Origin of the sequence: Kribbella pittospori, from assembly GCF_004331465.1 — a bacterium.
GTDB lineage: Bacteria > Actinomycetota > Actinomycetes > Propionibacteriales > Kribbellaceae > Kribbella > Kribbella pittospori.
Genome location: NZ_SJKB01000003.1, coordinates 38,140 through 59,469 on the forward strand (window position 1 = coordinate 38,140; position 21,330 = coordinate 59,469).

Annotated in this window: 19 protein-coding genes; 9 read left to right on the forward strand and 10 right to left on the reverse strand. The window is 69.0% G+C overall.

The annotated features are described in order from the left end of the window. Positions 1-15 precede the first annotated feature (15 nt). Both E0H73_RS10585 and E0H73_RS10590 read right to left on the reverse strand, forming a co-directional pair. A complete protein-coding gene (locus E0H73_RS10585) occupies positions 16-2,040 on the reverse strand; it encodes a glycoside hydrolase family 36 protein (RefSeq protein ID WP_131353454.1) in 2,025 nt (674 codons plus the stop codon). Further along, on the reverse strand, positions 2,037-2,930 hold the full coding sequence (locus E0H73_RS10590; protein ID WP_202867315.1) for a DMT family transporter: 894 nt from the start codon (positions 2,928-2,930) through the stop codon (positions 2,037-2,039). The genes E0H73_RS10585 and E0H73_RS10590 overlap by 4 nt, the downstream gene beginning before the upstream one ends. Before the next feature lie 40 nt (positions 2,931-2,970). On the opposite strand from E0H73_RS10590, the gene E0H73_RS10595 reads away from it, so the two are divergent. The 4 genes from E0H73_RS10595 to E0H73_RS10605 all read left to right on the forward strand — a co-directional run bounded on the left by E0H73_RS10595 (position 2,971) and on the right by E0H73_RS10605 (position 7,222). Continuing rightward, positions 2,971-3,489: a MarR family winged helix-turn-helix transcriptional regulator gene (locus E0H73_RS10595; RefSeq protein WP_131353456.1), complete on the forward strand. Its 519-nt coding sequence runs from the start codon at positions 2,971-2,973 to the stop codon at positions 3,487-3,489. Between the two features lie 111 nt (positions 3,490-3,600). After that, on the forward strand, positions 3,601-5,517 hold the full coding sequence (locus E0H73_RS10600; RefSeq protein WP_131353458.1) for a glycosyltransferase family 4 protein: 1,917 nt from the start codon (positions 3,601-3,603) through the stop codon (positions 5,515-5,517). A 5-nt stretch (positions 5,518-5,522) separates the two neighbouring features. Continuing rightward, on the forward strand, positions 5,523-5,681 hold the full coding sequence (locus E0H73_RS45800; RefSeq protein ID WP_165555590.1) for a hypothetical protein: 159 nt from the start codon (positions 5,523-5,525) through the stop codon (positions 5,679-5,681). 83 nt (positions 5,682-5,764) lie between these two features. Continuing rightward, positions 5,765-7,222 carry a glycosyltransferase family 87 protein gene (locus E0H73_RS10605; RefSeq protein ID WP_131354618.1) on the forward strand — a complete coding sequence of 486 codons (1,458 nt, stop codon included), beginning with the start codon at positions 5,765-5,767 and terminating at the stop codon, positions 7,220-7,222. On the opposite strand, the gene E0H73_RS10610 is transcribed toward E0H73_RS10605, so the two are convergent. The 5 genes from E0H73_RS10610 to E0H73_RS10630 all read right to left on the reverse strand — a co-directional run bounded on the left by E0H73_RS10610 (position 7,219) and on the right by E0H73_RS10630 (position 12,708). Further along, entirely contained in the window at positions 7,219-8,148 is a 930-nt protein-coding gene (locus E0H73_RS10610; protein ID WP_131353460.1) for a threonine ammonia-lyase, read from the reverse strand. The two genes, E0H73_RS10605 and E0H73_RS10610, sit on opposite strands and share 4 nt — an antisense overlap. A 212-nt stretch (positions 8,149-8,360) precedes the next feature. After that, positions 8,361-9,209, reverse strand: coding sequence for an ATP-grasp domain-containing protein (locus E0H73_RS10615; RefSeq protein WP_131353462.1), 849 nt, complete (start codon positions 9,207-9,209; stop codon positions 8,361-8,363). Then, a complete protein-coding gene (locus E0H73_RS10620; RefSeq protein WP_165555592.1) occupies positions 9,166-10,185 on the reverse strand; it encodes a glycosyltransferase 87 family protein in 1,020 nt (339 codons plus the stop codon). The genes E0H73_RS10615 and E0H73_RS10620 overlap by 44 nt, the downstream gene beginning before the upstream one ends. A 619-nt stretch (positions 10,186-10,804) precedes the next feature. Further along, complete coding sequence (locus tag E0H73_RS47925; RefSeq protein WP_131353466.1) at positions 10,805-12,061, reverse strand: DUF2064 domain-containing protein; 1,257 nt, start codon at positions 12,059-12,061, stop codon at positions 10,805-10,807. Next, positions 12,058-12,708, reverse strand: coding sequence for a glycosyltransferase family 2 protein (locus tag E0H73_RS10630; RefSeq protein ID WP_131353468.1), 651 nt, complete (start codon positions 12,706-12,708; stop codon positions 12,058-12,060). The genes E0H73_RS47925 and E0H73_RS10630 overlap by 4 nt, the downstream gene beginning before the upstream one ends. A 122-nt stretch (positions 12,709-12,830) precedes the next feature. On the opposite strand from E0H73_RS10630, the gene E0H73_RS10635 reads away from it, so the two are divergent. Together E0H73_RS10635 and E0H73_RS10640 are read left to right on the forward strand one after the other, a co-directional pair. Further along, positions 12,831-13,529, forward strand: coding sequence for a response regulator transcription factor (locus E0H73_RS10635; RefSeq protein ID WP_131353470.1), 699 nt, complete (start codon positions 12,831-12,833; stop codon positions 13,527-13,529). Continuing rightward, positions 13,526-14,677, forward strand: coding sequence for a sensor histidine kinase (locus E0H73_RS10640; RefSeq protein WP_131353472.1), 1,152 nt, complete (start codon positions 13,526-13,528; stop codon positions 14,675-14,677). Before E0H73_RS10635 ends, E0H73_RS10640 begins: the two co-directional genes overlap by 4 nt. Before the next feature lie 136 nt (positions 14,678-14,813). Here E0H73_RS10640 and E0H73_RS10645 read toward each other — a convergent pair whose 3' ends face one another. After that, positions 14,814-15,851, reverse strand: coding sequence for an NAD-dependent epimerase/dehydratase family protein (locus tag E0H73_RS10645; RefSeq protein ID WP_131353474.1), 1,038 nt, complete (start codon positions 15,849-15,851; stop codon positions 14,814-14,816). Next, positions 15,848-16,630: an S-methyl-5'-thioadenosine phosphorylase gene (locus E0H73_RS10650; protein WP_131353475.1), complete on the reverse strand. Its 783-nt coding sequence runs from the start codon at positions 16,628-16,630 to the stop codon at positions 15,848-15,850. Before E0H73_RS10650 ends, E0H73_RS10645 begins: the two co-directional genes overlap by 4 nt. Before the next feature lie 89 nt (positions 16,631-16,719). Here E0H73_RS10650 and E0H73_RS10655 point away from each other — a divergent pair, with 89 nt between their 5' ends. Together E0H73_RS10655 and E0H73_RS10660 are read left to right on the forward strand one after the other, a co-directional pair. Beyond that, a complete protein-coding gene (locus E0H73_RS10655) occupies positions 16,720-17,202 on the forward strand; it encodes a hypothetical protein (RefSeq protein WP_131354620.1) in 483 nt (160 codons plus the stop codon). Further along, positions 17,199-18,161, forward strand: a complete 963-nt coding sequence (locus tag E0H73_RS10660; RefSeq protein WP_131353477.1) for an RNA polymerase subunit sigma-70 — start codon at positions 17,199-17,201, stop codon at positions 18,159-18,161. Before E0H73_RS10655 ends, E0H73_RS10660 begins: the two co-directional genes overlap by 4 nt. Here the strand turns inward: E0H73_RS10660 and E0H73_RS10665 are convergent. Then, the gene (locus E0H73_RS10665) at positions 18,143-19,798 is read right to left on the reverse strand and encodes a bifunctional 3'-5' exonuclease/DNA polymerase (protein ID WP_131353479.1); all 1,656 of its coding nucleotides are present in this window, start codon (positions 19,796-19,798) and stop codon (positions 18,143-18,145) included. The genes E0H73_RS10660 and E0H73_RS10665 overlap by 19 nt on opposite strands. Positions 19,799-19,964: 166 nt before the next feature. Between E0H73_RS10665 and E0H73_RS10670 the strand changes: the two genes are divergently transcribed. Continuing rightward, positions 19,965-21,320 carry an aminotransferase-like domain-containing protein gene (locus tag E0H73_RS10670; protein WP_131353481.1) on the forward strand — a complete coding sequence of 452 codons (1,356 nt, stop codon included), beginning with the start codon at positions 19,965-19,967 and terminating at the stop codon, positions 21,318-21,320. Positions 21,321-21,330 lie beyond the last annotated feature (10 nt).

The following is a 21,330-nucleotide window of genomic DNA, read 5'->3' on the forward strand; positions in this document are numbered from 1 at the left end:
CACGTCGTGAAACCGTCAGAGAGCGCTCACCCGGATGACGCGGGCGGAGGGCTCGGGAACGGTGGTCGTGACGGTGAGGGAATCGCCTGACCAGGTGTAGGTCCAGCCGTCGAGGTCTGTGGGGAAGACAGGCGTGATGTCGCCGTGTGGGAGAGAGAACGTGATCTCGGACGGGCCAGGGCTCCGGTGCCACAGACTCAGATAGGTGGTCGAGGAGTCGCTCAGGCCGAGGGCGATCCACTCGTCATCCCAATCCGGGAGGCCCAGAGGCCAGCGGGGGAGCAGGTTCGGCAGATCCTCGAGTACGCCGCGGTGCGCGCTGACCGCGGATCGGACCAGCTCCCGCTCGGACTCGCTCATCTGGTTGAGGTGACCGGACAGATACAGCCGCCCGAGGATGCCGTTGACCAAGGCGAGAGTGAACTCTTCGCGCGTCGTCCCGGTGATCGGATACGCCCAGTGACCGGCCTGCTCGGGGAGTACGGCGGCCGGCGCGGCAGCCGCGATCGGTATGTAGAGCAAGGGGTGTTGCTGGTCGGACGTCGACTGCAGGTGGAGCCGCGACAACATCGCGTAGTCCATCCGCATCGCGCCGGACGCGCAGTTCTCGATCAGTAGGTCTGGGTGCCGTGCCTGGACGCCGTCGAGCCAGCTCAGCAGTGCGCGGTTGTGTTCGAGCAGTCCGTGGCCCAGCGACGTACCACCCTTGTCGGTGCCGGGGCCGGTCATGGTGTTGTTGTCGAACTTGAAGAAACCGATGCCGAAGTCACCGACCAACCGGTCGACGGTGTCGTCGAGGTGCTGGCGGGCGAGCGGGCTGCGCAGATCCAGGAGGTAGCGGCCGTGTTCGGCGACCCGGACGCCCTGGCGGGTGAGGAACGCGTCGTCGGGCAGGCTGCCGGCGATCGGGGAGTCGATACCGATCACCTCTGGCTCCAGCCACAGACCGGGCACCATGCCGCGCTCGTGGATCCGATCGATCACCTCGCCGAGTCCCTTCGGGAAGCGGGTGATCGACGGCTGCCACGCACCGACGGTGCTCCACCAGTCGCCTTCGGCGTACCAGCCGGCGTCGATGCAGAAGTAGTCCGCGCCGGCCTCGGCCGCGGCGTCGATGAGCGGCAGCAGCTTCTCCGTCGTCGGGTCGCCCATCAACGTGTTCATGTAGTCGTTGAAGATCACCGGCATCCGGTCGTCGGCCGGCCGCCGCATCCGCAGCGCGCGCCGCTGCCGCGTGAGGGCGCCGAAAGCGCCGTCCGAGTCGGCACCGATTACCAGCGAGACAGGCACGGTGGTGAAGGGCGCGTCCGCGGTCAGCCGCGCGGTCCACTGGTGTTCCTGATCGGTCGGGCCGCTGAGCAGCAGGTAACCGCCCTGCCGGTTCTCACCTAGTTCGTAGTGCCACGGTCCGTTGTGCTCGATCTGCCATCCCAGCGCGTACTCGCGCTCAACCAGAACGCCGACCGGCAACGACTCGCCACTCGACCACGAGCCCGTACTCGTCACCGCGTGCCGACCCTTCGCTACCGGGTAGTGCGGATCGCGGACGATCTTCGGGACCCCGCCCGACCGCAGTGATTGGACCGACCATCGGTTCTCGGCCATCCAGTCGTTGGCGGCCGAATGCAGCTCCCCTTCGACCGACTCGAGACCGACGACCAGCGACGACAGGAAGGTCAGCACGAGTTCGCCCGGCCCGGTCAGCGACGCCTCGGACCACGCCCGCACGCCGGCTCGCGCCTCGAACACACTGGTGATCCGCAGACCGGTCCCGGCGTCTTCCTGGACGATGCGCACCGTGGATCCGTCGTCGTGATGATCGACGTACCGCAGGCGCTGGCCGAGGATCGTGTCGACGTGCCGGTTGGTCCCCGGGGAGCGCCCGTACCCGAGTGCCGAGACCTCGACCAACGCCTGCCCGGGGACCGGGGACTCGGGGGCGGGTGCCCCGATGGCCTGGACGGCGATCAGCCGGACCGGACCGTCGTCGAGCGTGAAGGTCAGGGTCAGCTCGGGCGTGCTCCAGCGCAGGAGGTTCATCGATAAACCTTAGAAGGTTCCTCCGTCCGCACTTCAACCCTCGATCCGCGTCGTGGACGACTCAGCGTGATCCCCGCGAGAACCAGCGCCAGCCCGGCCACCTGGCGGAGCGTCAGCGCCTCACCCGACAACGTCAGCCCGAGCAGTACGCCGGTCACCGGATTGAGCAGCCCGACCAGACCGACCGTCGCGGCACTCAGATGGCGTAAGCCGGTGAACCACGCCGTGAACGCAACCGCGGTCGCGATCAGACCGACGTACGCGAACCCGCCGACCGCCGCGAGATCCAGCGCCGGCGGCGCGCCCTCGAAGATGACGGCGAACGGAATCAGCACGAGACCGCCCGCGATCAACTGCCATGAGGTCGTGGCGAGCGGTCCGTCGGCGCGGCCCCATTTCTTGGCTAGTACGTAGCCGCAGGACGACATCGTCATCGCCGCCAGCGACGCGATCACACCCCGTACGTCGACTGCCGTCGTACCCGCGCCGAGCATCAGACAGACGCCCGTGAGGCCGGCCGCGGCGCCGACCAGCACCGGCATGGTCGGCCGCTCGGACAACAGGCCCCAGGCGAACAGCGTCATCGCGAGCGGCGACGCGGACATGATCGTCGACGCGAGGCTGACCGGCAGCAGTTGTGATGCGAGGTAGATCAGGGCGAAGAACGCGCCCATGTTGCAGACGCCGAGCAGTAGCGAGCGCCACCACCAGACGCCGCGGGGGAGGCGGCGTGCCAGGCAAAGGAGCAGCAATCCAGCGGGCAGGGCCCGGAACACCGCGCCGTACAAGGGCGATCCGGCCGGCAGGTACTCGTGGGTGACGAAGTAGTTCGTGCCCCACGCCACCGGCGCGATCGCGGTGATCAGCACCCACCGCAAAGTATTTTCCACGGAAGGCACTATATCTTCCCGGGAAGATATAGTCGTCCGTGTGACCGAAGACCACGTGGCCAGGATCCAGGCGGAGTGGCGGGCCGTCCGGCCGGATCTCGACGTCGCGCCGCAGGGCGTGATCGGCCGGCTGCACCGGATCGCGAATCATCTGACCGGCGAGCTGACGCTGCTCTATGCGAAGTACGGCCTGACCGAGGGGGAGTTCGACGTCCTCGCGGCGCTGCGGCGTGCGGGAGCGCCGTACGAGCGGGCGCCGGGCGAGATCGCGCTGCACACGATGGTGACGACCGGCGCGGTCACGAAGCGGGTCGATCGCCTGGAGGAGGCCGGTCTGGTCCATCGTCGGCGCAGCGATGCGGATGGCCGCGGTCGCGTCGTACGGCTGACTCCGGCCGGCCGGAGGCTGATCGACAAGGCGTTCGCCGCCCACATGACGAACGAACGGCGGCTGCTCGGCTCTCTCAGTCCGGCGCAGGCGGATCAGCTGGAGGAACTGCTCACGACGTGGCTCGCCGACCTCGAGCCGCCGGGGGATACTCGAGCCGTCAGCGAGTGACGGCAAGGCCCTACGACTCCGGTACGATCCCTAGGCTGTCCGTGAAACCGTGCAACGCTTCTGTGCGTTCGGCACGTTTCCACAGTGCCGAAGTCTCATGAAGGAGAGTACGTGGCCGGCCCCCATGTCGTCATGATCGTCGCGAACGACATCGCCAACGACACCCGAGTCCTGAAGGAAGCCGTCGCTCTCGGGCAGGCCGGGCGGCGGGTGACGCTGCTGGGCGTCTCGGCGTCCGGCGAGCTGAAGATCGACACGATCGACGCCGGCGTGGTGATGATCCGGCTGCCCGGGAAGTTCCTGCTGCGCGACGACCGGAACCGGCGCCGCCGGGTCCGCCGGGCTCGCCGGATGCTGATGGTCAGCAAGCCGGCACCGGTCCGGAAGGCTCTCCTCACGGCCCGGCTGGCCGATCTGAAGGCCGAATCCGGGCGCGCGGTCGCTCAGCGCAAGGCCGGGGCGGTTGGTCCGCTGGCGTTCAAGGCCGGGACGGTCCGCCGGGCGCTCCAGCGCCGGCAGTTGTCGTTCTCCGGGAAGGGCGCCGGGCTGCTGAACCGCGCGGCCCAGTTCGAGGCCCGTAAGGCGACCCGGTTCTGGCAGCGGTGGGACCTCTGGATGACCCAGCAGAAGCGGCCGATCAACTGGCGCAAGGTGATCCCGGAGGCCGACGACTACGAGACGATCTTCGCCACCGTGCTGGACCGGCTGATGCCCGACGTACTGCATGCCCACGACATGCACGTCATCGGCGTGGCCTCCCGTGCCGCCGGGCGGGCTGCACTGCGTGGCCGGACCGTGAAGGTCGTGTACGACGCTCACGAGTACGTCCCCGGCCTGTCGACGTACCCGCCGCGTACGCCGCGGTTGGTGGCGGCCTGGGCGCAGCACGAACGCGACTACATCCGGACCGTCGACCGTGTGGTCACCGTGAGCCCCGCGATCGCGCGGACGCTGCACACCCGCTACAAGCTGGACCGCGAGCCGAGCGTGGTGATCAACAGCCCGCAGCTGGTCGAGTTGGATCACGATGCGCCGGACATCCGGAGCACGATCGGGCTGGACGCCGACGTACCGCTGATCGTCTACAGCGGTGGCATCACCCGTGCCCGTGGCGTCGAGACCGCGATCTCGTCGCTGCCGCAGCTGCCGGGCGTTCACCTTGCCGTGGTCTGCGTGCCGACGACCGAGATGAAGCCGGTCGACGAACTGCGTGCGCTCGCCGCGAAGGTCGGCGTGGTGGACCGGGTGCACTATCTGAATCCGGTCGCGCCGAACGACGTGACCAGCTTCCTGCGCACCGCGGACATCGGGCTGATCCCGATCCTGCGCTACCCGTCGCACGAGATGGCCCTTCCGAACAAGGTCTTCGAGTACACGTTCGCCGGGTTACCGGTCGTCACCAGCAACATGCCGACGCTGGAAGAGTTCGTCGGCAAGACCGGGATCGGCGAGGTGTTCGAGGCGGAGAACGCGACCGACCTCGCGGCCAAGGTGTTGAAGGTCCTGGCCGACCCCAAGCCGTACCGCGAGCGCGCCGCCTCCCCGGAGCTGCGGCACGAGATGTCGTGGGAAGCGCAGGCCGACAACCTCCGCGCGCTGTACGACGAACTCCTCGGGCCGGTGGACGGCGTCGAGACCGTCAAGCCGCGGCTGGTCATCGGACCGGTGGACTCCGACGGAGTGCCGAGCGCGTGGGTGCGGGAGATCGACGAGGCCGAGGTGGTCGGGCGCCGGCTGACTCCAGCTGACCTCGACGGCATCACGCACGTCGTGATGGAGGACTGGAAGTCCGTACTCGGTAGCACCGACATCACCACGGATCTCCCGCTGCTGGCGGCGGCGCGGATCAAGCACGGCGTCGTCGTCTACGGGCGGCCTGACCGCCCGGCGACGCGGGAGCGCGCGAAGGCCTACAACGGCACGGTGTTCGCCACCGACGAGTCAATGCTCGACTCCGTCGCCGACAGCCAGTGGCTGCCGGCAGGCGAGCAAGGGACCGAGATCCTCCGGAAGTTCATCGCCGACTGACGTCGATGGACTTTCTGACTGGGGTCGGTGGGCGGGCGCGGGAGATCTACCGCCGGCGAGCGCTCGCCGTGGAGGTTGAATTGTTCGACGACGTGGGTCATCTGTTCTGGTGGGAGGATCCGGACCGGACCGCAACGCTGCTGGTGACCCACACCACGGCCTGACGGCGCGCGGGGGACCGGGTGCGGTCCCGGGTGGTCGTGGGTGGGTAACCTTCCCTGGTCGTTTGGGTGAGCGATAGGAGATGATGCCCACCGTGACCGGACCACGTAGCCAGGACCCGCAGGACCGGCTGACCCCGTCGGAGGTCGATCCTGCCGTTGCTGGGCTGACCGTGGGGCTCGGTGGGCCGTTGGGGCGGTTCGCCCGGCTCAGCTCGTCCTGGTGGACGCCGCTGCGGATCGCGCTCGCGGTGTGCACGATCACCTTCGGGCTCGGCGTACTGCAGAAGGCTCCTTGTATGGAGGCCGGCTGGGACCGGCAGAGCTGGCGGCCGTTCAAGGCGCTGTGCTACTCCGACATCGGCTTCCTGTACCAGGAGCGCGGCTTCGCGGAGGGCAACCGGCCGTTCCTGGACACCGGCAACTACCCGGTCCTCGAGTACCCGGTGCTCACCGGCGGCTTCATGGAGGTCGCGGCGCGGATCACCTGGGTGATCACCGGTGACCCGAAGAACGACCACACGGTCGAGCAGAAGCGCGACACCGCGGGCGTGTTCTTCGTCGTGAACACCGTGATGCTGTTCCTCTGCGCCCTGATCCTGGTCGGGCTGACCCTCGCCACCGCGCGTGGCGTCGAGTCGCGCCCCGGCGCGGCCCGCGGCCAGCCGATGAACGCCCTGTACGTCGCCGCCGCGCCGGTGCTGGCGCTGACGTCGACGATCAACTGGGACCTGTTCGCGGTCGTGCTCACGGCCGGGGCGATGTTCGCCTGGTCGCGCGGCAAACCGATCTGGTTCGGCATCCTGCTCGGGCTGGGAACGGCGGCGAAGTTCTACCCGTTCCTGCTGCTCGGGCCGCTGCTGATCGTGTGCATTCGCGGCCGCAAGCTGTGGCCGTGGTTCCAGGCGGTGATCGCGACGGGCGTCTCGTGGGCTCTGGTGAACGCGCCGATCTACCTGCTCGCGAAGAACGAGTGGATGTCGTTCTGGACGTTCAACGATCAGCGCGAGAGCGACTACGGATCGATCTGGTACGTGCTGAAGCTGGCCAAGCACGAGGTCGCCGACGTCAACCAGCTGAACATCGTGATCTTCGCCGGGCTCTGCCTGTCGATCGCGATCCTCGGCCTGATGGCGCCACGACCGCCCCGCTTCGCACAGCTCGCGTTCCTGGTCGTGGCGGCGTTCCTGCTGATCAACAAGGTCTACTCACCGCAGTACGTGCTCTGGTTGCTGCCGTTGGTGGCGCTGGCCCGGCCGCGGTTGCGGGACTGGCTGATCTGGCAGGCGTGCGAGTGCTTCTACTGGATGCTGGTGTGGATGCATCTGGCCCAGTTCCTGGCGCCGGGGAATCCCGACGTACCGGACCGGATCTACTGGTTCGCCGTGATCCTGCGGATGGCGGGGACGCTGTGGCTGATGCTCGTGGTGGCGCGCGACATCCTGCTGCCGGAGAACGATCCGGTCCGGCAAGGTGACCTGCTCGACGATCCGAGCGACGGCGTCAAGTCCGACGCCGCACCACGTCAGTTGGCCACGGCCTAGAGCATCAGTTTCGACACGTCGAGGTTGCCGCCGCTGACCACGCTGGCGGTGACCCCGGCGGGCCGGATGCTGCCCTCGATCATTGCGGCGAACGGTGCTGCGGCCGCAGGCTCCAGCGCCAGCTTGGTCCGCAACATGACGAGCCGGGTCGCTTCGAGCAGCGCGTCCTCGCTGACGCGGACGACCTCGTCGACGTACTGCTGGATGAGTGGGAAGTTGCGCGTGCCGCACACCGGCGCGGCAAGTCCGTCGGCGATCGAGCGTGCGGTCGGGAGCTTCTGCGGTTCACCGGCCGCGAGGCTGCGGCTCACGACGTCCGCCTGCTCGGGTTCGATGCCGATCACGCGGATCTCCGGCTTGACCAGCTTGACCGCGAGCGCGACGCCGGAGATCAGGCCGCCACCGCCCACCGGGACCAGGACGGTGTCGAGATCCGGGCGGTCCTCGAGGAGCTCCAGGCCGAGGCTGCCGTGGCCGGTGATCACGTCCTCGTCGTCGAACGGGTGTACGCCGGTGAGCTTCCGCTCGTCCCGGATCCGCTCGTACTGACCCATCAGGTCTCCCTCGACGAGTTCGACCGTGGCGCCGTACCCGCGGGCCGCGTCGATCTTGGCCTGTACAGCGGTCTTCGCCATCACCACTGTGGCCGGTACGCCGGCATCCCGGGCGGCCCAGGCGAGCGCGCCGGCCGCGTTGCCGGCCGAGACCGTGATGACGCCGCGCTCGCGCTCCTCGGGGCTCAGCCGCAGCAGCTTGGTGAGCAGTCCGCGGACCTTGAAACTGCCCGTCTTCTGGAACAGTTCGGCCTTCAGCACCAGGTCCGTGCCGAAGCGCTCGTTGAGCGCGGTCGAGGTGACCATCGGGGTGCGGTGGATGCGGCCCTGCAGTTGCTGCGCGGCCAGGCGGATCTCATCGAGCGTCGGCATACCCCAGACGATAAATGTCTAGCAAACCGATCATATTTCGAGACATGTCCCACCAGCCCTGACGACGAGATCCCGGGCAGCCGGACAGGAGGTATCGGGCGAGATCCGGCTCGCGACGGGATCCTTGACCGTGCCGGGTGGATGCCAGCCCGACACCTCCTGTCGAAATGCACACACCCCCAAGCGACCGTGCGAGGCAGACGCCGCGCCGGCTAGAGGCGCGTGGCGACGGTGGTGGCGAGTTTGTGGGTCGCTTCGGGGGACTGGGGGAGGTACAGGTAGGGCTCGATGAGCTCGAGTTCCATCAGGAGGAAGCGGCCGTTGACCACAACGCCGTCGATGCGGGCATAGACCGGCGTGCGACCGGCCGCCTGCAGTGCCGCTTGGGCGCTGTCGAGGATGGCCGGGGACGGCTCGGTGACCGTTGCGTGGCCGCCGTACTCCTCCTGGACGCGGTAGTCGCCTGCCGCGGGGCGCTTCACGACGGCGTGGGTGAACTCGCCGTCGATGAACATCAGCGACCACTCGCCGTCGGTCTGGATCTCGGGCAGGAACGGCTGGACCAGGTACACGATGTCGGGGAGTTCGTCGATCGCCTGGGTGAGCTCGGGGGAGCCGGCCACGCCGCGGACAGTGTGGCGGGCGGTCGCGCTCACGGTCGGCTTGATCACGATCTGCTGGCCGTCGAGCCCGCCCACGACCTCACGCAGGCAGGCACCGGCCGCGATCTGCGACGGCACGATCGCGACGCCGCGCTCGCGCAGTTCCAGCAGGTAGCGCTTGTCGCCGTTCCAGCGGACCAGACCGCTGTCGTTGAAGACCGGTACGCCGCCCTTGTCGACGAGCGCGAGCCATTCGGTGAACTCGTCGTACCTCAGGTGGTAGTCCCACACCGAGCGGAGCAGGACCCCGTCGTACGCGGACCAGTCGACCGACGGGTCGGTCCAGACCTCGGCGACCGGGTCGAGGCCGGCGGCACGGAGGGCGTCGACGAGTGGGAGGTCATGCGCGTGCAGCTCAGCGTGATCGGCCGAGGTTGCCAGTGCGATGCGTTTCGTCACGCCGATCAGTGTTGGTGGCAGCATCGATCGCGTCAAACCGCTTTGGTGTAACGGACCTGTGACGCAGTGTGAGTCCGATGAGGACGATGACAGCGGCTGTGAGGTGGATCAGACCCTGCCGGGTCTCGTGGCCGAAGCTCGCGTAGGCCAGGTACGACGCGAGTGGTACGGCGAGCCATTCGGGGCGGTGGGACAGGGCTGCGAGGGCTATCAGGGGGAGGCCGTACCAGGGGTACGTCGGGGTGGCGACGAGGAGTGCGGCGCCGTACAGCCAGCAGCAGGTGATCGCGATCGGTTCGTGGCGGGCGCGGTGGAAGGCGAGGGCGGCGAGGCCGATCGCGAGGGCGGCCGCGACGAGCTGGCGGGCCTCAGGAGGCAGCAGGAGCGCGAGAATCGCAGATCGGGAGCTGCCGTCGGAGAACCCTTCCTGGGTCAGGTAGCCGGGGAGGAAGCCGAGGACCAAGGTGCCTGCGGCAATCAGGTGCGGGATGTAGGACGCGGTAAAGGTGCCGATGGCAACGAGGCCGGAGCGTTTGCGGAATGCTGGCAGGAGTAGCAGCGGCAGGAGCTTGACGCTGGCGGCGGCTCCGAGGATCAGGCCGGCGAGTTTCGGGCGGCGGGCGGCGGTCATCACTGCCGCCGTGATCAGGAGTGCGCCGAGGACGTCGATGTGCGCGGCGTTGCCGGCTTCGAGCGCGACGATCGGTGACCAACCCCACAACGCAGCCCAGCGCGGATCGCGGCCGCCTACCGCGAGTAGCCAGGTGAGCGCGATCGCAAGCAACGCGGCGGCGACCTGAAGCCCTAGGGTGCCCGCGGACCACGGGGTGACGAACGCGACCACGGCGAAGTACGCCTGCGCCACAGGCGGGTAGATGGTCGGCACCCGAGGTCGATTGATCCGCGTCCTGGGGTCGTCGGCGGACAAGGCGGCAAGCGCCGCCGGATCCTTCGGGAGTCGCGGGGGACCAGTCACTCCCGATCTCTCAGCGGGTGACAGCCCCGGAAACAGCACCGGATCCCTCAGTTGCGCCAAAGCGTCATCGAGAGGCACGTGCGAGTACGGCGAACTCCCCGACAACTGCACCCGCCCGTCCCACACGTACCGATAAGCGTCGGTGCTCGTAATCGGCGCATGAAGCAGCCCCGGCACCTGACAAACCCCAGCAACCACTACAACCACCACCACCCCCCACCGCCGCCCAACCCCCCAAACCACCCCCGCAACCACCAAACTCCCCACCACCAACACCAAGTTCGGCCACCACTGCCTATCAGCAGCCACAACCACAACCCCAGCAACCCCCACCGCCACGCCCCCACCGACTGCTCCGGCAACCAGCCGCCCGCTCGCCCCGCCGACCCCGCCGGCCGCTCGCCGGATCACCCCATCCACCCCGCCGACGCCACCGCCACGCCGCCCCCACCGACTGCCCCGCCAACCACTCGCCGGTTCAGCCGAGGGACCCCGCCAACCACCTGCCGCTTCACCGGACCAACCCCGCGGACCGCCCGGCCGTTCGCCCCACGCATCGTCGCTCCAGCATCGCCCCTCGTCTGTCGCGGCGGCGTTCCCGGGCTTGTCTGTTCTGTCATCAGGCGGTGGGGCGGAGGGTTAGGAAGGCTCGGTGGCCGGCGCGCCAGTCTTCGGTGGGGTGGAGGTGTACGGCGTGAGCGTGCCTGAGCAGAGCGCGGGTTCCCACTCTTGCCCAGGGCAACGGAGTCGAGCGACGGCCGGTGGAGCTGCGCAGGACGATCGGAGCGGTCTCGTCCAGGTCGTCATCGGGATCGACCTCGACCAACACCAAGCCGTCGGGGCGGACGAGTTCGGCACACCGTCGCAGCAGGTCGGCCGGGTCCCCTCCGATCCCGATGTTCCCGTCCATCAACAGAACGCTGCCCCACCGCCCCTCGCCCGGCAGCCGATCCTGCACCGGCCGCCGTAGCGCAGCCGCCCCACGCGACGTCGTCAGCGAAACCGCCCGCGGCGAGATATCCACCCCAAGAGCAGGTATCCCACGTTCCGCCAGCGCTGTCACGATCCGCCCAGGCCCACATCCGACGTCCAACACCGGCCCCTCGCAGCGGCTCAACGCCAGCCGGTCCACCTCATCCGCAGGAGACCTCCACCGATCCAGCTCCGACAACGACGGCACCGTCCGTCCATCGATGCCGGTAGCGACCACCCTCGTCGTACCATCCAACGCCTGCTCGAACAGCAGCCCCGGATGCGCTGCGTGCTGCAACCGCCGGTACAACCGCGACACCCGCAACGACGGATGCGCCGCCGCAATAGCCGACGCGTCCCGAGGCGTGTCCATGTCCCGCAACGTCGGCAGCAACAACACCCGCAGCCCGAGATCCTGCAGCCGCCGCAGCTGATCCCGCCCGGTGTGATCCGTCGACATCGGTACGCCGATCAGCGCGCGAGCATCCGGCCTGCGCAACCCGAGACACCAATAGCCACCGTCCTCAGTCAGCCCGAGCATCGCGTCGTACCCGGACCACGGCACACTCAACAGACCGGCCGTGAGCTGCGGCGTATCCATCCCGACGAGCAGCATCGGCGTACCGTCGAAGGCGTCCTCGAAGGCCGCCGCCAACCGCTCGTCCAGCCCGTCACCGCGCTGTCCGATCACCTCGAAGCCATCCGGCAGCCACGGCCCCGGGTCACCGTCGAGCGCAAGGACACGACGGGACGCGCGCGCCGACCGAACCGTGTTCAGCGTGTCCACCAGCGACGCCCGAGCCAGCGCGGCCGCTTCGTGCGCGGTGAACTCGGTCTGCAGCCGCGTCTTCACCCGCCCCGCCACCGGCTCCTTCGCGATGACGATCAGAGTCCCGCGGTTCATCCGGCCAGCACCTTCGACATGTCCAGCACGGCCCGGGCAGCACCGAGCGGCGTACCAGTGACCTTGGATCGCCCGGATCGAGGCAGGTAGTCGACGTCCACCTCAGCGATCCGCCATCCGGCCTCCGCGGCACGGACCACGGTCTCGAGCGGATAGCCCGACCGCCGGTCACGCAGCTCCAGACCCAGCAACGCCGACCGACGCGCCGCGCGCATCGGTCCCAGGTCGTGCAGCGCAACACCGGTACGGCGCCGGATCCGCCGGGACAGCTCGGCGTTCGCCAACCGCAGATGCCACGGCCAAGAACGCCGCGAGAGCGCCCTACGACGCCCCACCATCAGATCGACCGCGCCCGCGAGCACCGGTGCCGTCACCCGGTCCAGCTGCCGCGGATCGAGCGAGGCGTCCGCGTCCATGAACGCGACCACCTCGGCCTCGGCCGCTTCCAGACCGGCATGACACGCAGCGCCGTACCCGCGAACCTCGCACCGGACCACCGACGCGCCGAAGCGCGCGGCGATCTCCGGCGACCCGTCGGTGGATCCGTTGTCGACGACAACGGCCCGGACGCCCACGGGCAGCCGTTCGAGCACCCAGGGCAGCGCGGCCGCCTCGTTCAGGCACGGCAGGATGAGATCGACTGACACTCTTCGACCGTAGGGACAATCGCCGGCCGCGGGGCGCCGAACCTGACTACGGCTCGCTTACGTCCGGTGTCACCCAGGAAGCACCGGGCTCGGCCCCGGCCCGGACGATCTAGGCTCTGATCGTGGCTACTCGTGTACTCGTCGTCGACGACGACCCGACCGTGTCCAACGTCGTCTCTGCGTACCTGACCAAGGCCGGGTACGACGCCCGGGTGGTGGCCGACGGTGTCGCGGCGGTCGAGGTCTGGCAGCAGTGGAAACCGTCGGTCGTCGTACTGGACGTGATGCTGCCCGGACTGTCCGGGCTGGAGGTGCTGCGCCGGATGCGCGCGGCCGACGACGGGGCCGCGGTGATCATGCTGTCCGCCCGGGCTGACGAGGAGGACCGCCTGGTCGGACTCGAGGTCGGCGCGGACGACTACGTGGTCAAGCCGTTCAGCCCGCGCGAGCTCACGCTGCGGGTGCAGGCGATGCTGCGCCGCGAGGAGCGCTTGGCCGGGCTCGATCTGACCCCGACGAAGCTGAGCGCGGGACCGGTCGCGATCGATACGGGCGCCCGGCTCGCGTCTCTGGACGGGACTGAGCTGTCGCTGACGCATCGCGAATTCGATCTGCTCGCGTTCCTGGTGTCGCACGCGGGGAAGGCGTACACGAAGGCCGAGCTGCTCCGGCGGGTCTGGGGCTGGGACTTCGGAGACTCCTCGACGGTCACGGTCCACGTACGCCGGCTGCGGGAGAAGATCGAGGCGGATCCGTCCGATCCGCGGCTGGTGGTGACCGTGCCGCGGACGGGCTACCGGTTCGTCGGGGATGCCGAATGAATCGAGACATGGTCACGATCCTCGCGCTCACCACGCTGTGGACACTGGTGGTCGCGGCAATCGGTGGCGCGATCCTGTGGCAGTTCCGGCGTCGTTCGCTGCGCATCACGATGATCGTGGCGGCGCTTGCGCCGATGGCGGCTGCGCTCGCGGCGGTGCTGCAGAGCGTGCGGGCGATGTTCATCTCCGAGCATGACTCGTGGGTGGTGCTGTGGACGCTGGCGTTCGCCGCCTTGCTCGGGCTCGGGATGTCCGTGCTCCTCGGTCAATGGATCAGCACAGGATCGCGGGAGGTCGGCCGGCGGCTTCGCCATCTGGGTACGTCGTACGAGCCGTCCGAGGTGGTCAGGGGCGCGGTCCCCGCGGAGTTGGCGGCGCTGACGGAGGAGCTGGAGCTGACGCGGCGCAAGCTGGCCGCGTCCAACGAGCGCGAGCGTGCGCTCGAGTCCAGCCGGCGGGAGCTGGTCGCGTTCATGTCGCACGATCTGCGTACGCCGCTCGCCGGGTTGCGGGCCGTCTCGGAAGGACTCGAGGACGGCGTGGTCGACGACGTACCGGGGGCGCTACGGCAGATGCGGTCGACCGTGGATCGCATGACCGGATTGGTTGACGATCTGTTCGAGTTGTCGCGGTTGTCGGCGGCGCCGTTGCCGCGGCGGCGGTCGGCGGTCAGTCTGCGTGAGCTCGCGGAGGACGTGGCGGGGGAGAACGGTGAGCACGCACGGGCATCCGGCGTGCGGCTGGCGGTCTCGACGCCGGGTGGTGACGATCGGCTCGCGGTTCAAGGCGATCCCGACGAGCTGACCCGCGCGGTGACGAACCTGGTCGGCAACGCGATCCGTCACACCGAACCAGGCGGGACGGTCACCCTGACAGTCGACCGTGAGGCTGACGGCCGCGTGCGCCTCGCCGTGACCGACGCGTGTGGCGGCATTCCGACCGACGATCTGGAACGCGTCTTCGACGTCGGCTGGCGCGGCGACGAACAACGCACCCCCGCCAACGCCGCCGGCTCGAGCGGCGGAGGCCTAGGCCTGGCAATAGCCCGCGGCGTAGTCGAATCGCACGACGGCACCATCGGCGTCACCAACATCGCCGGCGGCTGCGCCTTCCAAATAGACCTCCCCCCAGTCTCAGCCAACAACTAAGCACCTCAAGCTCACCGCGCAGCCGAGCTCCTGCAGCTCACCGCCGAGCTGAGCTCGTTCACCACCGCCGCGCCGAGCTCCTCCAGGTCGCCTGTGTGTGCCGTCGCTCGGCACTTCTTCTTTCTGCTGCTCCGGCTCAGGCCGGAGCTGGGTCTGTGGACTGGAGGAGGTTGGCTAGGCCGGTTGCCAGGTCGTAGGTCGGTTTCCAGCCGAGTTGGTCGCGGAGGCGATCGGAGTTCGCGGTGATGTGGCGGACGTCGCCGAGGCGGTATTGGCCGGTGGTGACTGGGGGCGGGCCGTTGTAGGCGCGCGAGAGTTCGGCGGCTACGTCTCCGATCGTGTGGATAGTTCCGCTGCCGACGTTGTAGGCGGTGAATGGCTCGGACAGCGCTCCGGCGGCGGCGCTCACGGCGGTGGCGATGTCGTGGACATGAATGAAGTCGCGGCGTTGCCGGCCGTCCTCGAAGACCGTCGGCGCCTCGCCCCGCTCCAGCGTGGACCGGAAGATCGCCGCGACCCCGGCGTACGGCGTGTTCCGCGGCATGCCGGGGCCGTAGACGTTGTGAAACCGGAGCGCGCTCACTCGGCCGCCGGTCTCGCGCGCCCAGGAGGCAGCGAGGTGTTCACCGTTGAGCTTGCTGGCCGCATACGCATTCCGCGGATCCAGTACGGCGTCCTCCTCGACGAGACCGGGCCGGAGTTGGGCGCCGCACCGCGGGCAGGGTGGTTCGAAGCGGCCGGCGTCGAGATCTTCGGTCTGGCGCGGACCGGGCGCGACATGACCGTGTACGTCGCAGTCGTACCGGCCCTCGCCGTACACGACCATCGAGCTTGCGTAGACGAGGCGCCGGACCTTCGCGTGCGCGAGTCCGCGGAGGAGGATCGCCGTACCGAGGCTGTTGCTGGAGACGTAGTCGTCCAGATCGTCGAGGTCGACCCCGAGGCCGACCTTCGCGGCCAGGTGGACGACGGTGTCGATGCCGCGGAGCGCTCTCTGAACGACCTCGGCGTCGCGGACGTCGCCGACGATCAGCCCGGGCCGCGACGCGGGTTTGTGCGCGTGGACGTCGGGGCGGAAGGAATCGAGTACGACGACCTCGTGGCCCTCGGCAACGAGCTGGGTGTGGACGTGCCGGCCGATGAAGCCGGCCCCGCCGGTCAGTAGGACTCTCACCAGAGGTCCTCCGCCGCCGTACCGTCGAGCACATGCCGGCAGCTGCAATCGGCGTCCGGCTTCGGCAGCTGACTGATCACCTCGATGACGAGACCCCTGAGTCGCTCGATGCTGTGCTCGAACGCCTCGAGGACCTCGGCCTGCGTGACGCCGCTGCCGGTCTCCACACCCGCATCGTGGTCGGTGACGACGGCGATCGAGGTGTAGCAGAGCGCGAGTTCCCGCGCGATGGACGCCTCGGGTGCGCCGGTCATGCCGACGACCGACCAACCCTGCGCCGCATGCCACCGAGACTCGGCGCGAGTCGAGAACCGCGGTCCGTTGATCACCACCATCGTCCCTTCCGGTACGACGTTGCCGGTAGCAATCACCGTGGCCCGGCCGACCGGGCAGTACGGGTCGGCGGCCGACGTGTGGACCACCGGCGTCTCGTCGTACACCGTGTGCGCGCGTCCCCAGGTGCGGTCGACGTACTGGTCGGGGACGACGAACGTCCCGGGAGTGAGCTCCGGTTTCAGCGAGCCGACCGCGCACGGCCCGAGGACCTGGCGGACGCCGAGCGACCGCAGCGCCCACAGGTTGGCGCGATAGTTGACGCGGTGCGGTGCGAAGCGGTGATCCGCGCCGTGCCGGGGGATGAACGCCACCTCGCGACCGTCCAGATCACCCACGACCGGCGGCTCGCTGGGCGCGCCGAACGGGGTGTCGACCTCGACAGGTTTCGCGTCGGTCAGGAACGAGTAGAAGCCGGAACCGCCGATCACACCGATATCAGCCATGGTCCCGACGCTAGTCGCGGCCGGAGCGATGATTACCGGATTCGCCTCGTCCGTCAGCGCTCCGTAAGGGGTGATCGAATAGATTCGTGATGGTGTCCTGGGCGCTGCTCGCGATCGGTGTGGTGCTGCTGCTGTTCGGCGCCTACGCGAGCTGGACGGCCGGACGGCTGGATCGTCTGCACCACCGGGTCGACCTCGCCCGGGCGTCACTGGAGACTGAGCTCGCCCGGCGTTCCGCGCTGGTCGGTGAGCTAGGTGGCAGTGGGATGCTCGACCCCGCGTCGTCGCTGCTGCTGCTCGACGCGGCGCATCGCGCCCGGACCGCGTCGCCGGAGGAGCGCGAGCAGCGGGAGTCGGCGCTGACCCGCGCGATCCATGCCACCGGCACCGATGTCGAGCCGTGGACCGCTGAGCTGAACCTCGCGATGCGGCGGGTCCAGTTGGCACGCCGCTTCCACAACGACATCGTGGTGTCGACGCGCGAACTGCGCCGGCGGCGGCTGGTGAGCTGGTTCCGGCTGGCCGGGCACGCGCCGATGCCGACCACGATCGAGTTGGAGGACGGCAGTTGAGCACCGACTTCGAGGATTTCGAGAAGCACCGGCATGAGTTGCGGGTGCACTGCTACCGGATGCTCGGCTCGTACGACGACGCCGAGGACATGGTGCAAGAGACGTTCCTGCGGGCGTGGCGCCGGCGCGACGACTTCGAAGGCCGCTCTTCGCTGCGTGCCTGGCTCTACCGGATCGCGACCAACGCGTGCATCGACGACGTACGACGTCCGCAGCGTGTCCTCCCGTATCAGCTCGAACCGGCGTCGTTCCCGGCGACCGCGCTCCCGCCTCGCGAGGATCTGCCGTGGCTGCAGCCGTTCCCCGACGTACTGCTCGATCGCGCCGAGGAGCCGGACGCGCAGGTCGTACGCCGGGAGACGATCGAGCTGGCGTTCTTGGTGGCAATCCAGCAGTTGCCACCGCGGCAACGCGCCGTACTCATCTTCCGCGACGTCCTCGGCTGGCCCGCTCGGGACACCGCCGACGCCACCGATCTGACCGTCGCGGCCGTCAACTCAGCCCTCCAACGCGCCCGTCCCGTCCTCCGCGACCACCTGCCCCCACACCGCTCCGAGTGGTCCGCCACCCCGTCATCCGCCGACGAACAAGCCCTCCTCCGCAAGTACGTCGCCGCCTGGGAAGCCGGCGACCCCGACGCCCTGGTCGCCCTGATGCACGAGGACGTCCGCATCACCATGCCGCCGTACCCCTTCTGGTTCGAAGGCCTAGCCGCCGCCCGCCGCTCCCTGGCCCCCGACCTCAACCCGACCTACCGCGGCCACTGGCGCTTCCTCCCCACCACCGTCAACCACCAACCCACCCTCGCCGCCTACCTAAAACCCCCCGGCACCCCCACCCACACCCCCTTCGGCCTAGACATCTTCCGAGTAGAACAAGGCCGAATAGCCGAAATAACCGCCTACGAAACCACCAACTTCTCCCTCTACAACCTGCCGGACTACTTGGCGTCGGCGTAGGTTTTTGCGGTTGTGGTGGTGAAGGCGAAGTTGGTGGGGGTGGGGCCGAAGGTGAGAGTGCCGGCCAGGTTGCTGGCGGCTTGGATGGCTTCGGCGACGGTCGGGGCCTCTTCGGTGGGGCAGTGGACTATGACCTCGTCGTGTTGGAAGAAGACGAGTTCGGCTTTGAGGTCCGCCAGGGATTGGCGGAGGGCGGCGAGCATGAGGAGCGCCCAGTCGGCGGCGCTGCCTTGGACGACGAAGTTGCGGGTGAAGCGGCCGCGGGCTCTTGCGTGGCGGGCGTCGGTTTGCGGCTCGTCGGCGGGTGGACCTTCGAGCATCGCGTCGTCGAGCGGGGCGCCGGCCGGTGGGCAGGTGCGGCCTAGCCAGGTGCGGACGAGGCGGCCTTCCTCGCCGGCGCGTGCGGCGTCGTCGACGTACGCGACTGCCAGCGGGAAGCGTCTGCGCAGCATGGCCAGGTTCTTGAGCCCGTCGCCGGACGTCTGGCCGTAGATCGCGCCGAGTACGGCGAGCTTCGCCTTCGCGCGGTCACCGGAGAACGCCTGGTCCGACACAGCCTTGTAGAGATCACCGGGATCACTCGAGACCTCCATCAACGCCGGATCGCGAGAGATCGCGGCGAGGATACGCGGCTCGAGCTGGGACGCGTCCGCGACCACGAGGCTCCAGCCGGGGTCGGCGACGACCGCGCGACGGATCACCTTGGGGATCTGCAAACCGCCACCGCCGTTGGTGATCCAGCGCCCCGAGACCGTCCCACCAGGCACGAACCCAGGCCGGAACCGGCCGTCATGCACCCAGTCCTGCAGCCAGGACCACCCGTTCGCCGTGTAGATCCGATAGAGCTTCTTGTACTCGACCAGCGGCACGACCGCCGGATGGTCGATCGTCTCCAGCTCCCACCGCCGGGTCGACTTCAGCTGGTACCCGGCCTGCTTGAACGCCTTCAGCACGTCCGCCGGCAGATCCGGCCGCACCCGCCGCCCGAACGCCGCCGACACCTCGTCCGCGAGCTCGGTCAGCCGCCGCGGCTCACCGGTCCCGCCGAATCGCTCACCCAGCAGCTCGGTCAGCACGGCGCGATGGGCTTCCGAGCTCCACGGCAAACCGGCCCGGTCCATCTCCGCGGCGACCAGCATCCCCGACGATTCCGATGCCGTGAGCAACCGCATCCGGTCCGGGTACTCCGCCTCTCCATGCCGCCGGAGCTGATCGGCGTACACCCGGAGCAGCGCCTCGAAGGCAACCGGCTCCTCCTGGATCTCGAACAAAGACGACTGCTCACCTGGTACGACGGCGCGCAGCGGCGGATCCGGTGGGACAGGCCCACCGCTCAGCCGCCCCCAAGCCGCAGCCGCCGAGCGTGGCTCGCCCAACCGGCCCGCATGCCCGAGCAGCAACCCTTCGCTGTTCTCGATGTCGTAGCAGCGCTCCACCCGTACGCCGCCGGCCAGCAACCGTGGATAGATCTCGGCAGACGATCGCCACACCCACCGGGACACGTGCGGACGCGAACCGACCGCGCCTGCCAGCGACGGCTCATGCAGCACCGGACCAGCAGGCTGCCCATCCGGATGCAAGGCGACGAGCACAGCCCCGCCACCGTCCTCCGGCGCAATCGCCCACCGTTCATCCACCTCCCAATCCTCACACCTCCCACCGACAGTCCGTCCGCCGGCGACGAGGACGGTTCGATGGCGGCTTGTTCGACGGCTGGCGGGATGTACGGCGTCAGCCGCCAAACAACCCGCCAGCGGGCGGACGGAGCGACCGCCGTCAGGCCACTGGTGTCAGACTGGACTTATGTGGCGGGAGATGGATCTCGACCCGGCGGACGGGACGAAGACCGAGCAGGTCGAGGCGCTGGTCCTGCGCCGGATCGAGCGCGGCGACCTGTCCATCGGCTCACGCCTCCCCTCGGAACGCGTCCTGGCCGATCGACTCGGCGTCAGCCGGGTGACCGTCGTACGAGCGCTGGACCAACTGCGGACAGACGGCGTACTGGAGACCAAACGAGGCTCCGGCACCCATGTCAGACCACTCGACCGCCTACTGGACCCGATCGCGCCGGCCTCGACAGTCACGGCGGGCGACGAGCCTGTCCTAGACCTCCGGTTCGCAACCACAGCGGCACCGCACGACGTGGCGGAAGTGGCAGCGCAAGTAGTCGAGAACGCCCTACCGCACGCCATGGGCGGAGACGGTCCGCCACCCGGCGGGTCGCTGGAACTGCGCCAAGCCCTAGCAGAGCGCCTCACGATCGAGGGCGTGCCGACCGAGCCGGACCAGCTCACGCTGACCGTAGGCGCAGCAGCCGGGCTGAACGCCGCACTGGCCGGACTGGACCTCGGACCGGGGGTAGCGATCACCGAGACACCGACGTACCCCGCTGCCTTCGACCTGCTCCGCAAGCACCGCCTCGACGTGGCCGGCTGGCCCGCAGGCGTCTGGGACACCGACCAACTCGCCCACCTCTGCCGACGGCACCGTCCCAAGGTCATCTACCTCCAGGCCGACAACCACAACCCCACCGGCCTCAGCATCCCGGCAGATCGCCGTACGACGATCATCGAGATCGCCCGCCGGTACGGCGCCGCACTGATCAGCGACGAGACCATGCGACCGCTCTGGCTGGCCAGTGGGGAACAAGCCGAGCCACTGAGTCGCTACCCGCGCACTGTGAGTGTCGGCTCGCTCTCGAAGACGGTGTGGGGCGGACTGCGCGTCGGCTGGGTCCGGACGGGCAAGCAGCTCCGCAGACGCATCAACACGGCCGCACAGCTCAGTGTGGCGTCGCCCAGCGCTCTCGACGACCTCCTGGCCCAGGCCATCATCCAGAAGCTCGACAAGGTGATCGGCCGCCGCCGTACCCGGCTGAGGGCGAACCTGATGGCGCTGGAGGCCGGTCTCAAGACGCTCGACGGTGTGGCGTGGCCCACGCCGACCGGAGGTATGACGCTCTGGCTCGAGCTGACCGAAGTACGCGCACGACGGGTGCTGGAGGCGGCGAGAGAGCACGGACTGCTGTTGGGGGCCGGAGACCTGTTCACACCAGAGGGCACGGACCGCCGTCATATCCGCATTCCGTTCACCGCGCCGCCTGCCACGCTCCGGCTGGTGGTGGCACGTCTGGGTACCGCGCTGGCTCAGTCCACTTGATCCAAGGTGG

What these genes read in the sequence shown, in the direction of transcription:
- E0H73_RS10655 (WP_131354620.1), top strand. Translation starts at nt 16,720, where the DNA reads ATGGTGTCCTGGGCGCTGCTCGCGATCGGTGTGGTGCTGCTGCTGTTC.
- E0H73_RS10640 (WP_131353472.1), top strand. Translation starts at nt 13,526, where the DNA reads ATGAATCGAGACATGGTCACGATCCTCGCGCTCACCACGCTGTGGACA.
- E0H73_RS10610 (WP_131353460.1), bottom strand. Translation starts at nt 8,148, where the DNA reads ATGCCGACGCTCGATGAGATCCGCCTGGCCGCGCAGCAACTGCAGGGC.
- E0H73_RS10605 (WP_131354618.1), top strand. Translation starts at nt 5,765, where the DNA reads ATGCCCACCGTGACCGGACCACGTAGCCAGGACCCGCAGGACCGGCTG.
- E0H73_RS47925 (WP_131353466.1), bottom strand. Translation starts at nt 12,061, where the DNA reads ATGAACCGCGGGACTCTGATCGTCATCGCGAAGGAGCCGGTGGCGGGG.
- E0H73_RS45800 (WP_165555590.1), top strand. Translation starts at nt 5,523, where the DNA reads ATGGACTTTCTGACTGGGGTCGGTGGGCGGGCGCGGGAGATCTACCGC.
- E0H73_RS10585 (WP_131353454.1), bottom strand. Translation starts at nt 2,040, where the DNA reads ATGAACCTCCTGCGCTGGAGCACGCCCGAGCTGACCCTGACCTTCACG.
- E0H73_RS10670 (WP_131353481.1), top strand. Translation starts at nt 19,965, where the DNA reads ATGTGGCGGGAGATGGATCTCGACCCGGCGGACGGGACGAAGACCGAG.
- E0H73_RS10650 (WP_131353475.1), bottom strand. Translation starts at nt 16,630, where the DNA reads ATGGCTGATATCGGTGTGATCGGCGGTTCCGGCTTCTACTCGTTCCTG.